The sequence below is a fragment of the uncultured Rummeliibacillus sp. genome, assembly GCF_934216135.1.
GTDB lineage: Bacteria > Bacillota > Bacilli > Bacillales_A > Planococcaceae > Rummeliibacillus.
The window spans coordinates 15,857-29,568 of the sequence record NZ_CAKQBI010000024.1 but is presented as its reverse complement, the minus strand read 5'-3'; the positions used below and the strand labels follow the sequence as shown (position 1 = coordinate 29,568).

Below are 13,712 nucleotides of genomic sequence, written 5' to 3'. Positions count from 1 at the left end.
CTCATTTAATGTCTATTTTTCAAACTTAATACTTTTACATGAATTACGTTCAATTAGGGTTGTTGGCACAAAATGATGTTTTATCGTTATTTGATCAGATCCAACTTGTTCATATAAATAAATTGCTGCCTCAAAACCCAATTCAAATATCGAGATATCCACTGTCGTTAATGGAGGCTTTACATACTCAGAGAGAGCATGGTTATTAAAACTTACAATTGAAATGTCTTCTGGAACATTTATAGATAAATCCTCTAAATAGCGAATAATTTCATATGCAACTAAATCATCATGAGCGATAATGGCTGTTGGTGGCATATCTAGCTTCATTAATTCTTGGATACTTTTAATGCCTTTTGTTTTAAAGTCTTCATCTCTAATAAAATACTCATCAATAAAGTATAGATTCTTTTCCTTTAAACCCTGTTTATATCCCTCTAAACGATCTAAAGAAACAACAAAATCGATATCCCCACCAACAAATGCAATATGTTGGTGCCCTAATTTTTCAAGATAATTCACCATATTCTTGGAGATTATTTTATTATCATTATCTATATATGAAATTTCCTTTTCGTTTTCATATGGACGCCCTACCATTGTGAATGGAAATTTTACTTCTTTTAAATATGCCATCGTACGATCATTGACTCGAGAATAGAGCAAGATGATTCCATCTACTTTTTTCCCTTGTACCATCGACACTACTTCCTTATATATCTCTTCTTCTGTACCACCAGTAGACAAATAAATTCCATATTGGTTTGAATGAGCGCTTGAGCAAATACCTCTTATTACTTCTGGGAAGAATGGATTCTGAAAAGCAAGAGATGTCGAATGGGACATAATTACACCTATTGTATTTGTCCTTTTCGCAGCTAAATTTCTTGCTTGAAAGTTGGGATAATACTTTAAGCGTTCCATCACTTCCCTTACCCTGCGTTTTGTTTGTACGCTAATCCTTGGACTATCCGCAATGACACGAGAAACCGTAGAAGGCGAGACATTTGCTTCTTTCGCTACATCAATAATTGTTACTGCCAATGGAACATCTTCCTTTCAATATTACTTAACTGCACCTTCTGAAACTCCTTTAATAATTTCTCTTTGTGCTATGAAATAACCGACTATTACCGGTATTATGGCTAAAGTGAGACCTGCTAATGCTAAATGCCATTGTTTTGTATATTCCCCAAAGAAGAAGAACATCTTCAATGGTATCGTCTCCATTCCTTGTTGGTTTATCACTAATGATGGTAATAAATAATCATTCCAAATCCAAATCGTATTTAAAATGGCTACTGTAACTGTTATTGGCTTTAGCATTGGGAAAATAATGTGCCAAAAAATTTGAAACCTATTTGCTCCATCAATAGTTGCTGCCTCATCTAATGATTTTGGAATAGAATTTAACGCTCCATGATATAAAAAGATTGATAAACTTGTACCAAAACCTAAATACATAATGATGATTCCGAAACGATTCAGCATTTCGAATTTTCCGAAAATCGTTACAAGTGGTATCATAACAGATTGGAAAGGAATTAACATAGCTGCTACAAAAATAAAGAAAATTACTGTAGCAACCTTACTTTTCATACGCGACAATGCATAGGCAGCCATTGCAGAAAAGACAATAATTACTACTAAACTACAAATTGTAATTAGCAGTGAGTTTCCAAATGTTCTTAAAAAGTCTAATTCCTTAAATGCCTGAATGTAATTATCAAAAGAAAAAGTGCTTGGTGGTTTTAATGTGTCTGAAAATATTTCTTTCTTAGTTTTAAATGAGTTGACAATCATCAAATAGAAAGGCGATAACCAAATTAGCGCCAGTAGAATCCCTAATATTTCAATTGGTATTAAATAAGCCTTTTTCATCACATCTCCACCTCACGTTTCTTGTTTAAATATACTTGCAATAACGCAATTGCTGCTACAATGATAAAGAATATAACTGCTTTAGCTTGAGCATATGCCATATTGTATTGTGAAAATGCGGTATTGAAGATTTCCATAGCGACCATTTGAGTAGAATTGTAAGGTCCGCCACCAGTGAGTGATAGATTTTGATCGTAAAGTTTAAACGTATTTGATAGTGTCAAAAACAAACTAACTGTGAATGCCGGTGCTACTAATGGGAAAACAACATACCAAAATCTTTGGAAAACGTTAGCTCCATCTATTTCAGCTGCTTCTACTAATTCTTTTGACACACCCTCTAGATACGACACATAAATAACCATTATATATCCAGACATTTGCCAACTCATTAAAATCACTAAACCCCAGAAACCTGTCTCAGGAGTTGATAGCCAACCTTGTAATTTTTCACTGCCGATTATTGACCCGAAGCTAGCAAAGGCTTTCGTGAAAATAAACTGCCAGATAAACCCGAGGATTAATCCCCCTATCAGATTTGGCATAAAAAATATAGTTCTTAGTATTTTATTTGTCTTTAACTTTGTTGTAACAATAAGAGCTAAAGATAAACCAAACGTATTAATTAATATGATTGAAACAATTGAAAACTTGGTTGTAAACCAAAGAGAATTTATAAATTCTTTATCATGAAAAAGCTCTATGTAATGCTTAAATCCTACATATTCTTTTACTTGTATTCCATTCCAATCTGTAAAAGAATAATAAACGCCTACGACTAACGGTGCTACAACAACTACTGCTAATGCGAGTAACGCTGGGAATAAGAAGAACCAATAAGTTAAGTCCTTTTTACGCATCTTTTCACCTCCGATATATCAATGAATGACCTTTCATCCTAAATGAATATTGATGAAAGGTCATCCTTTTCCAAAAAGATAATTTCTATAATGGACTTTACTACCTATTAATGTTGAATAATTTTTTATTTACGATTATCTTCCCATGATTTTTTAGTTGTGTTTACAACTTCATCCCATGATGCTTTTTTGCTTAAGTATTTTTGAATTTGCACACCCAACTCGTCTTGTCCCCAACCTGTTGGATAACCCATAAACGTCCAACCAATTGTTTTACCTTCATTTGCATATTCATAAACGGCTTTAGATAGTGGATCTGAGATTTTAGAAGCATCGTATCCACTATAGGCTGGAATAAACTTAAAATCATTGATAACTGTTTCTTTACCTTTTTCAGAAGTATATAACCAATCTAAGAATTCTTTAGATGCCTCGATTACTTCTTTTTCAGCATTATTGTTAACACCCCAGTACATTGGAATCCCTACTGGAATACTGTCTTCTTTATACCCTTCTACAGGAATTGGTAAAATTCCAATACCATTGTTTGCAAATTCTTCATCGATTCCAGCGATTGATCCATATATCCAGTTTCCTTGTTGAATAATTGCTACTTTTTGAAGAGAGAATAATTCTTCAACTTGTTTTGAATAGTCCAAGCTTACAGTAGGTTGAACGGAGTATTGATTTTGCAAATCTAATATTTTCTTGAATGCATCACCATACTTAAAATCAACCTTTTTAGCATCATAAGCAGTTAAAACATTATTATCGAACTCCGGAGCAAGAAATGTATTTGATAAATGTAGACCCGTTACCCATGTTTCTTTACCAGGTAATGCAAATACAGATTGAATTCCTAATTCTTTTTTCTTGCTATCTAATTCTTTTACAGCTTTTTCTAACGAAGCGTAATCCGTAATTGTCGTCGGATCAATTCCTGCTTTTTTGAAGATATTTTTATTGTATATAAATCCGTAACCTTCTTGATTGTATGGAACACCTAGCACTTTCCCATCTAATGTTACTCCATCAAGTGTTCCTTCTAATGCAGCACCTGCAGCTCCTGAATCCGATAGATCCGCTAGCTTATCCTGCCAATCTGCCACATCTTGTGGTCCACCGATATTATAAATGGATGGTTCCTTACCCGAAGCAAATTTTGAGCGAAGAGCTGCGCCGTAATCCTCTCCTCCACCAACAGTTGTAATGTTAATTTTTACATCTTTATGTTCGTTTTCATAATCTTTCGCTACTTTTTCAAATTGATCTTTAAACTCCACTTTAAACTGGAACACGTCAATCGTGACTTGCTTATTTTTTGATCCTGATGTCCCCTCATTTGATGAATCTTCGTTAGAACCACACCCCGTTAAAATCCCCGTAATCCCTAGTGACATAGCTAAGAGCCCTGCACGCCATTTGTTTTTCACTTTTTCTCTACCCCTTTGTGATAAATTTTCATTTGCAAGCGTTTGCATAATTAATATAAAAAAATAATTCAAAATGCGAAAACGTTTGCACATAATGAATTATTTAAATCCTAACATATTGCTATTTATATAACAATATCTAATTTATGCGCAATTCTGTTTTTTTATCAAAGAAATGTGCATATTTTAGTTGGAATACTAGATTAATATAATCCCCAGGATGAACTGTTTTAGCAGAGTCAATTTTTCCTACAAAATTCTGTCCTTCCAAGTTTGCATATATCATTTGTTCCGCTCCTGTTAGTTCAGCTACTTCAATTTGTGTTTCAACAATATAATCATCATTACTTACAGAGTTGTTTTTCTCATTGCTTATATGTTCTGAACGAATCCCCATGAAAACTTCTTCACCATTGTAATTTTGTAATATTGACTGAAATTCTGTTGGCAATGGTATAGTTTTTTCACCAATTTGAATAGAACCTGATTGATAAACTCCTGTAAAAAAGTTCATAGCAGGTGAACCAATAAATCCTCCGACAAAAACATTTGCAGGTGCATCATACACTTCCTTTGGCGTACCAATTTGTTGGATAACCCCATCCTTCATGATGACAATTCTTGTTGCCATTGTCATTGCTTCTGTTTGGTCATGTGTAACATAAATGGTTGTCGGCTTTAATCGGTTATGTAGCTTAATAATTTCTGTGCGCATTTGTACACGTAATTTTGAATCTAAATTGGATAATGGTTCATCCATTAAAAATATTTTAGCATCACGAGCTATTGCACGACCTAATGCAACACGCTGACGTTGACCACCTGATAATGCTTTTGGTTTTCTGTTTAAATATGGTTCTAAATCTAAAATTGCTGCAACTTCTTTCACTCTTTTTTCAATTTCCTTTTTTGGGACTTTACGCATTTTCAATCCAAAAGCCATGTTATCAAACACTGTCAAATGTGGATATAAAGCATAATTTTGAAATACCATTGCAATATCACGATCTTTTGGTGGAACTTCATTCATACGCTTCCCATCGATTAAAAACTCTCCTTCTGAGATTTCTTCTAAACCAGCGATCATTCTTAAAGTTGTACTTTTTCCACAGCCAGATGGTCCAACAAAAACGATGAATTCTTCATCTTCTACATCTAGATTAAAATCTGATACGGCCTTTAGCTTTGTCTTATTATCATATATTTTCGAAATTCCTTTTAATTTTAAAGTTGCCATGTCTTTACACTCCCTTTTCTGTATTGCAAGAGTTTTGAGCGATCAATGACTAATAATGCAGCACCAAGCATTCCTGCCTCATTTCCAAAGACTGCTTTTTTAATTTCTAAAGGTTTTAATTTTAATGGTTCTACTTCAGTAAGAAGAAAACTCCACCAATCATCAGATGATTCAGAAACTCCTCCACCTATAACAACACAATCCATATCTAAAATTGCCTGTAAATTAGATATGACAATAGCGAAATCGGTAAGGAAAGCATTGCGAACAGCTATTGCACCTTTGTGGCCATTTGCTGCCATCTTAAATAATTCATGTGGAGTTACCAATTCCTCAGTTTTGGGATCTATAACATTATTATTTAATATTAACCTTCTTAAAGCAGTCCCAGAAACATATTCTTCACTGCAACCATATCGTCCACAGCCACAAAGAATACCATTAGGATACAAAATCATATGACCAATTTCTCCACCACCACCGTGCGCACCATTCATAACATTTCCATCAATAATTATTCCGCCACCCAATTTAGTTCCTACTGTTAAACAAACCACTCGACGATAATCCTTTGCAGAGCCAAGATATGACTCAGCTAGTGCTGCACAATTTGCATCGTTATTTATTTCTACACGAATTCCTGTAGCAGCTTGTAATTGTTTCTTTACATGAGTCCCTTTCCAGCCGGGTAATTCGGTTTCAAAAGTGACTATTCCTTCTTCACTATCTACCATCCCTCTCGTTCCTATACCAATCCCTATTAAATTAGGAAATTGTTTTTGTACCTCGAGAATTTTCTCTTCTAAATAAGGGTATAAAGGTAATTTTGTTGGAATCGTCGTATCAGCTATAACTTCACCAGTCTCACTTACAACACCTATACGTATTTTAGTTCCACCAATATCAACACCTAGTACTAGGCTCATTCTAGTTATCCCCTCCCAAAAGAAAGAACAAACGCTTCATACGGCCGAACTTTAAGCGTATTTCCTTCAATTTTTATATCCTCATAATTAGCAATAATTACTTTAAATTTATAATCTTGAATTTTGCAACATGATAGGTCTAATAATTCAGTTTCTTTAGAAAAGTTACTGATGACTAACCACTCTTGCTTTTCAAAAATACGTTTATAGACAAATAGATTGACATGATTAGCTAACAATAATTGAAATCGTCCATATGTGATAATATCGTGTTCTTTTCTTAGCTGAATAAGCTTTTGATACGTATAAAAAATAGATGATGTGTCTTCAAGCGCAAGTTCAGCATTGATTTTCGGTGTGTTGGGATTCATGTTAATCCACGGAGTTCCTGTTGAAAATCCTCCATCTGTACTCCATTGCATCGGAGTTCTTGCATTATCACGACCTGCTGCGTAAATACTGTCTAGTATTTCTTTATGTGGAATTCCTTGATTGCTTTTTTCCTTATACATATTCAAAGTTTCAATATCACGATAATCTTCTATCGATTTAAATTTTACATTCGTCATACCAAATTCTTCGCCCTGATAAATATATGGCGTTCCTTGTAACATATGAAGACAGATTGCTAGCATTTTAGCAGATTTTTCTCGATACTTTTCGTCATCACATCCAAAACGTGAAACAACTCGAGGTTGATCATGATTATTCCAATAAAGACTATTCCAACCTTTGTTATAAAGTGCTGTTTGCCATTTTTCTAAAACTTTTTTTAGCTTTACTAAATTGAAAGGTTGAATATCCCATTTTTCAAAAGGTCCATGATCGATATTCATATGTTCAAAAGTAAAGATCATGTTAACTTCTTGATTTGAAGGATCCGTATAAATTTTCGCTTCATCTGTAGAAGTACCAGGCATTTCACCTACTGTCATCACGTCATAATGGCTTAATACCTTAGCATTCATTTCTTGTAAATATGTATGAATATTAGGCCCATTAATATAATATGGACTTCCATCTCCATACAACTGACCAGCATAAACTTTCCCATCTAGTAATTTACTATCCTTTGAGATAAAATTGATCACATCCATTCGAAAACCGCCAATTCCTTTATCAAGCCAATAGGACATCATTTTATAAATGTCATCTCTTAGAGGTTGATGTTCCCAATTTAAATCAGGTTGTTTTTTTGAAAAAAGGTGTAGATAATACGAATTTGTGTTTTTTTCCTTCTCCCAAGCGCTACCTGAAAATACAGATCCCCAATTATTTGGTGGTAATTCACCATTTCCTTCACGCCAAATATAATAATCTCTATATTGTGAGTCCTTAGAGGAACGAGATTCTATGAACCAATGATGTTCATCTGACGTATGATTAACAACAAGGTCCATTACAATTCGAATCCCTACTTTTTTGGCCTCTTCTAACAATTGATCAAAGTCTTCCATTGTACCAAACTCACTCATAATTGAACTATAATTTCGAATATCATAACCATTATCATCATTTGGAGAATCATAAATTGGACTTAGCCAAATTACATCTATTCCTAACTTTTGCAAATAAGGAATCTTGGAAATAATTCCTTGTAAATCACCAATTCCATCCCCATTTGAATCCATAAAACTTCTCGGATAAATCTGGTAAACAACACTTTTTTTCCACCAAGGTTCGCTCAAAGGAACCATTAACGCACCTCCTAACATGAACTTTATGGAATAATTTTAATATTTTGTAATTATAAATGCAAGCGCTTGCACAAAAATATTTTTCTTGACTTATTCATTTTTGAGCAAATCATTTATTCGTATATATTCTACATTACAACATTTATATTCTATAAAAAATCATTTTATTATATATTCAATTTATTTTTTAAAATTCCTGTTTTAATATTATAGTTTTTTAAAAATAATGCATTCATACAAAAAGAGGCTATCAAAATGGGAAATTCAATCTCACTTTTGAAAGCCTCTTTTTGTTCTTTTTTGTTAAAAATAAATTATTTTTATCCTATAGATAAAACGATACTCTATTTAATGTCTCCCTTAAAACAATCCTACTGCTTTACCATTTTCGTCTACATCCATTTTCAATGCTGCTGGTTCTTTAGGGAGTCCAGGCATTGTCATAATATTACCTGTTAAGCACACCAAAAATTTAGCACCTAACTTTGGAATGATTTCTCGTACTGTAATTGTAAAATCTTCTGGTCGTCCTAATAGTTTTGGTTGATCTGACAATGAGTATTGTGTTTTTGCCATACAAACCGGCATTGAGTCCCAACCAAACTTTTCAATTTCAATCATTTGTTTACGTGCTTTATCTGTAAATTCTACATCTAGTCCACCATACACTTTTTGAACAATTGAACGTACTTTTTGTTCAATTGAATCAGTTACATCATATATAGGTTTAAAATGATTTTCTTTGTCGATTACTTCTAAAACTTTATTTGCAAGCTCGATACCACCTGCTCCACCATCTTCCCATACATTTGTACGAGCAATTTTAACCTGATGAGAGTCACACCAACTAATAATCTCTGCGATTTCTTTTTCAGTATCTGTAATAAATCGGTTTAATGCTACAATAGGTTCTACGCCATATTGACGGATTGTATCTATATGTTTTTCGAGATTTTTTATCCCTTTTTTAATAGCAGGTACATTTTCAAGTTGTAAACTTGATTTATCTACTCCACCATGCATTTTTAATGCTCTTGCAGTTGCTACAATTACTACAGCACTTGGCTTAAACTCACCTTGTACTGCTTTAATATCCATGAATTTTTCAGCACCTAAATCTGCACCAAAACCTGCTTCTGTAACGACAATATCAGCTAACTTACGCGCAGTTTGTGTTGCTTGAATAGAGTTACAGCCGTGTGCAATATTTGCAAAAGGTCCTCCATGAATAATTGCTGGAGTTCCTTCCATAGTTTGAACAAGATTAGGTTTGAAAGCATCCTTCAATAATAATGTCAATGCCCCTTCAACACCCAAATCACGAACAAATACTGGTTCTTTCTCAAAAGTATAGCCTATTACTATATCTGAAAGTCTTTTTTTCAGGTCTTGTAAGTCAGTAGCTAAACAGAAAATTGCCATAATTTCTGATGCTACTGTAATATCAAATCCATCTTCACGAGGTGTTCCTTGTCCTGGGCCGCCTAGACCGATTACAATATTACGTAATGCTCGATCATTCATATCTAGAACTCTTTTCCAGATAATACGACGAGGATCGATTCCTAGCTTATTCCCCTGGTGTATATGATTATCAATTAGAGCAGCAAGAGCATTATTAGCTGTTGTAATTGCATGTAAATCTCCAGTAAAGTGAAAATTTATTTCATCCATTGGCAATACTTGTGCATATCCACCACCAGTTGCTCCTCCCTTTATACCCATTACAGGTCCTAATGACGGTTCACGAAGAGCTACAACCACTTTTTTATGTAATTGATGAAGCGCATCAGATAATCCTACTGTTACAGTAGATTTACCTTCCCCTGCTGGTGTTGGATTGATAGCTGTAACTAAGACCACTTTTGCATCTGGTGTTAAGTGAGATAATTGATTTACATCAATTTTAGCTTTAAATTTCCCATAGAGTTCCAATGCTTCTTCAGGAATCCCTGCAGCTTCCGCGATTTCTGTAATTGGTTGCAATGTCGCATTTCGAGCAATTTCTAAATCTGATAATGGTTGAGTAGTTTTTGACACAGTAAAGCCTTCTTTCATTAAAAAATTTAAAAGGAGCGTAAAAGCTATACTCACTCTTTTGATACAATAACCATACTATAGAATAGAATTTTCATCAATATGATTCAAACCTCGACAATCAATTGACATATTTTATACATTCATGTATAGTTTATCCATCCTTTATTTTTTTATAAATCTGAAAACTTAATTTGTTGTTGGGAGGAACGCGAATGCCCCAAGGAAAAGTAAAATGGTTCGATAACGAAAAAGGCTATGGTTTTATTGAGTACAATAATGGTGATGACGTTTTTGTCCATTTCACAGGAATTCAACAAGAAGGTTTTCGTACATTAGAAGAAGGACAAAATGTAAGTTTTGATATTATTGAAGGAAATCGCGGACCTCAGGCTGCCAATGTGATTAAATTATAAATTTAAATAGTAAAGCTACTCACTCTTACTGTGAGTAGCTTTTTTATATTATGCACTTATTCTTATCGCTTCTATCCTGACAATTTGATGTTTATTGACTTGGTTTACGATAAACTTAAATCCGTCTCTTTCGAAACAATCTCCCTCTTTTGCATTATCTTGATGTGACATAAACCATCCACCAATTGTATCAATATCTTCCTCAACAATTTGTACGCCTAACATATTGTTTACTTGATCAAGTAACACTTTACCATCAAAACTAAAATGACCTTCGCTTACTTTTTGAATCTCCGGTAATTCATCTTCATCAAATTCGTCACGTATTTCTCCTACAATTTCTTCAATAATATCTTCAATTGTCACAATTCCAGATGTTCCGCCATACTCATCGAGTAAAACAGCCATATGAATTCTTTCTTTTTGAAATTTAATGAGTAGGCTACTGATGGGAACTGTTTCAATAATACGAATTACGGGTTGCATAAAATCTTGAACTTTTTTTGTTTTACTGTTTTCATCTATTATCAATGCTGATAAAAGTTGTTTCATATTAACAATTCCAATTACATGGTCTTTATCACCATCTATAACTGGATATCGAGTATATTGCTCTACATTCATCAGCTCAAAAACTTCACTTAAAGTTGTTTCCTTATCAAAACTTACAATTTCCGTACGAGGCACCATAATTTCTTTTGCAATCCGTTCGTCAAATTCAAAGATTCGATTCACTAATTTATACTCAGAAGGATTAATTTCACCATTCTCATAGCTATCAGATAAAATCATTCGTAATTCTTCCTCGCTATGAACTTCTTCTCCTTCAGATTGCATTTTTAAGCCAAAAATACTTGTTAATATTCTTGCTGATCCGTTTAATAATTTTATAGCTGGATACATGATGTTATGGAAAAGAATGATGGCACCTGAAAAATTCAAGGTAATCATTTCCGCTTGTTGGATAGCTAACGTCTTAGGCGCTAACTCACCAACTACAACATGTAAAAAGGTAACAACAGAGAATGCAACAATAAACGATAATATAGAAGCTGTATTGCCTTCAATATTAAATGCTTCAAAAATTGGATGTAATAATTTTTCTGCAGTTGGCTCACCAATCCACCCTAATCCCAAAGCTGTTATTGTTATACCAAGCTGGCAAGCAGATAAATATTCATCTAGATGAGTAATTACCTTTTTGGCCCTCTTCGCCTTTTTATTTCCTTCTGCCAGCAACTGATCCACTCGTGTAGATCTTACTTTCACAATAGCAAATTCAGTTGCAACAAAAAATCCAGTCATTGCAATTAAAATTACAAACAGAACTAAATTACTGGCTATCTCAATGTCCAAATATGGTCTCTCTACGCTGAATATTGATCAACGCAGAGAATTCACCTCCTGTTATCTTACTATTCTAAATTTATAGGAAATCCTATAAAAAAAGCAAATTAAAGCTATTATTAATTTATTAATTTAAACTGAAAATTATAAATAATTTCACATTTAAAGATTAAAAGAATAAAAGAGTAAAAATAAAAAAACAACTGGTAGGAAAATGTTTTCTAAACCAGCTGTTTTATGATTAATTTTGTATTAAACTGCAAAGCTGCAAAAAAGAGCTTGTTTCACTTTATCGTATTCATCCCTTTATCTAACTGCGGCAACTGCAAAAAATTCTTGGTATAACGCTTGTAAAATTACATTTTCAAATTTTTCTTGTACGCCGAAGGATAAACTTACTTCTGATGAACCTTGGTTAATCATTTCGATATTAGCACCAGTTGTTGCTATAGCATTCGTTGCTCGAGCTGCCAAACCAGTATTATTATTCATACCTTCTCCGACAATAACAATCATTGAGAAACCGTGACGGAAATATGCATCATCTGCATGTAATTCGTCATAAACACGTTTTATAATACGCTCTTCCTTTTCTGGCGATAGTTGATGACTGCGAATAATGACTGAAATATCATCTAAGCCTGACGGTGTATGTTCATAAGAGATATGCTCTTCTTCTAAAATTTGCAACAATTTACGTCCAAATCCAATTTCTCTATTCATTAGATATTTACTTACATATAAAATTGAAAATCCTGAATCAGCAGAAATCCCTGTCACTGGGCGATGATTCTCCTTACGTTTAGAAACTATTTTCGTACCCTCCACCTTCGGATTATTTGTATTTTTGATATTCACTGGAATGCCCAATTTTACAACAGGCATTAATGCTTCATCATGAAATACAGAAAAACCTGCATAGGATAACTCTCGCATTTCTCTGTATGTAATTTCTTGAATTTCTGCTGGGTTATTGACCACTTTTGGATTTGCACTAAATACACAATCTACATCTGTGAAGTTTTCATACAAATCAGCTTGAACAGCAGCAGCTAAAATAGAACCTGTAATATCAGAACCACCACGGTCAAAAGTTCTTAGTACTCCTGCCTTTGTAAATCCAAAAAAGCCGGGAAAAACAATAATTTCTTTTGAATTTTTTAAGCTATTTAATTTCGCATAGGCTTCTGCCACCGCCATAGCTCGTTCTGGACCATCATTCACGATTAAACCTGCTTCTTTTGGATTAACATATTTTGCATTCATACCAATGCTTTTAAAGTAAGCAGCAATCATCTTCGCGTTATTATCTTCACCACTTGCTTTTAATGTATCCAATAAAAAATCATCACTAATTTTAGAAGCTTCTTCTATACGAGCATGTAAATCTGTAGCAATGGCTTCAGTTATTTTGTCGTCAAGATTCAAACCTTCTGCATTCTCTTTATATCTAGAAACTACCTGTTGTAATTCAGCTTGATATTCTTTTCCCTCAATTACTGCATTTGCTAACTGGATAAGTAAATCTGTCACTTTTATATCATTACTAAAACGTTTGCCGGGAGCAGAAACAACTATTATTCTTCGTGTAGCATCCGATTTCACGATGGCTGCAACTTTCTTAACTTGTTCTGCACTAGCGACTGAAGTCCCACCAAATTTACATACTTTCATCTCATCAGATCCTTACAATTTATTTGAAAATTTCGTTTTTGTATTTCTATAAAAAACATTTGTTTTTTCACAGTGTACAAATTATCCTAATAATAGTCAATACTTTTTCAAAAATTCTTATTAAACTGATTAAATAAAAAACATAAAGTTCTGTATATTCTAAAATGACGCAATTTTCCATTTAATAAAAACACCATAAGATTA

Annotated in this window: 11 protein-coding genes; 1 reads left to right on the top strand and 10 read right to left on the bottom strand. The window is 33.5% G+C overall.

What is annotated here, in order from left to right:
• Positions 1-12 precede the first annotated feature (12 nt).
• From Q0977_RS13725 to Q0977_RS13690, 8 genes are all read right to left on the bottom strand, one after another.
• A complete protein-coding gene (locus Q0977_RS13725; RefSeq protein WP_299515021.1) occupies positions 13-1,044 on the bottom strand; it encodes a LacI family DNA-binding transcriptional regulator in 1,032 nt (343 codons plus the stop codon).
• A gap of 21 nt (positions 1,045-1,065) precedes the next feature.
• Positions 1,066-1,881, bottom strand: a complete 816-nt coding sequence (locus Q0977_RS13720) for a carbohydrate ABC transporter permease (RefSeq protein ID WP_119416077.1) — start codon at positions 1,879-1,881, stop codon at positions 1,066-1,068.
• Positions 1,881-2,741, bottom strand: a complete 861-nt coding sequence (locus tag Q0977_RS13715) for a carbohydrate ABC transporter permease (RefSeq protein ID WP_119416078.1) — start codon at positions 2,739-2,741, stop codon at positions 1,881-1,883. The genes Q0977_RS13720 and Q0977_RS13715 overlap by 1 nt, the downstream gene beginning before the upstream one ends.
• Positions 2,742-2,866: 125 nt before the next feature.
• A complete protein-coding gene (locus Q0977_RS13710) occupies positions 2,867-4,174 on the bottom strand; it encodes an ABC transporter substrate-binding protein (protein ID WP_233548082.1) in 1,308 nt (435 codons plus the stop codon).
• A 139-nt stretch (positions 4,175-4,313) separates the two neighbouring features.
• Entirely contained in the window at positions 4,314-5,411 is a 1,098-nt protein-coding gene (locus Q0977_RS13705; RefSeq protein WP_119416079.1) for an ABC transporter ATP-binding protein, read from the bottom strand.
• Complete coding sequence (locus Q0977_RS13700; RefSeq protein WP_119416080.1) at positions 5,399-6,337, bottom strand: ROK family protein; 939 nt, start codon at positions 6,335-6,337, stop codon at positions 5,399-5,401. The genes Q0977_RS13705 and Q0977_RS13700 overlap by 13 nt, the downstream gene beginning before the upstream one ends.
• A gap of 5 nt (positions 6,338-6,342) precedes the next feature.
• Positions 6,343-8,034, bottom strand: a complete 1,692-nt coding sequence (locus Q0977_RS13695) for an alpha-glucosidase (protein ID WP_299515010.1) — start codon at positions 8,032-8,034, stop codon at positions 6,343-6,345.
• A 360-nt stretch (positions 8,035-8,394) separates the two neighbouring features.
• Positions 8,395-10,092: a formate--tetrahydrofolate ligase gene (locus Q0977_RS13690; protein WP_299515007.1), complete on the bottom strand. Its 1,698-nt coding sequence runs from the start codon at positions 10,090-10,092 to the stop codon at positions 8,395-8,397.
• A gap of 194 nt (positions 10,093-10,286) precedes the next feature.
• Between Q0977_RS13690 and Q0977_RS13685 the strand changes: the two genes are divergently transcribed.
• Positions 10,287-10,487 carry a cold-shock protein gene (locus tag Q0977_RS13685; RefSeq protein ID WP_119416082.1) on the top strand — a complete coding sequence of 67 codons (201 nt, stop codon included), beginning with the start codon at positions 10,287-10,289 and terminating at the stop codon, positions 10,485-10,487.
• Positions 10,488-10,535: 48 nt separating this feature from the next.
• Here the strand turns inward: Q0977_RS13685 and Q0977_RS13680 are convergent, their stop codons facing one another.
• Both Q0977_RS13680 and Q0977_RS13675 read right to left on the bottom strand, forming a co-directional pair.
• Positions 10,536-11,843 (bottom strand): hemolysin family protein, encoded by a 1,308-nt coding sequence (locus tag Q0977_RS13680; RefSeq protein WP_299515003.1) that lies wholly within the window; start codon positions 11,841-11,843, stop codon positions 10,536-10,538.
• A 297-nt stretch (positions 11,844-12,140) separates the two neighbouring features.
• On the bottom strand, positions 12,141-13,508 hold the full coding sequence (locus Q0977_RS13675; protein ID WP_119416084.1) for an aspartate kinase: 1,368 nt from the start codon (positions 13,506-13,508) through the stop codon (positions 12,141-12,143).
• Positions 13,509-13,712 lie beyond the last annotated feature (204 nt).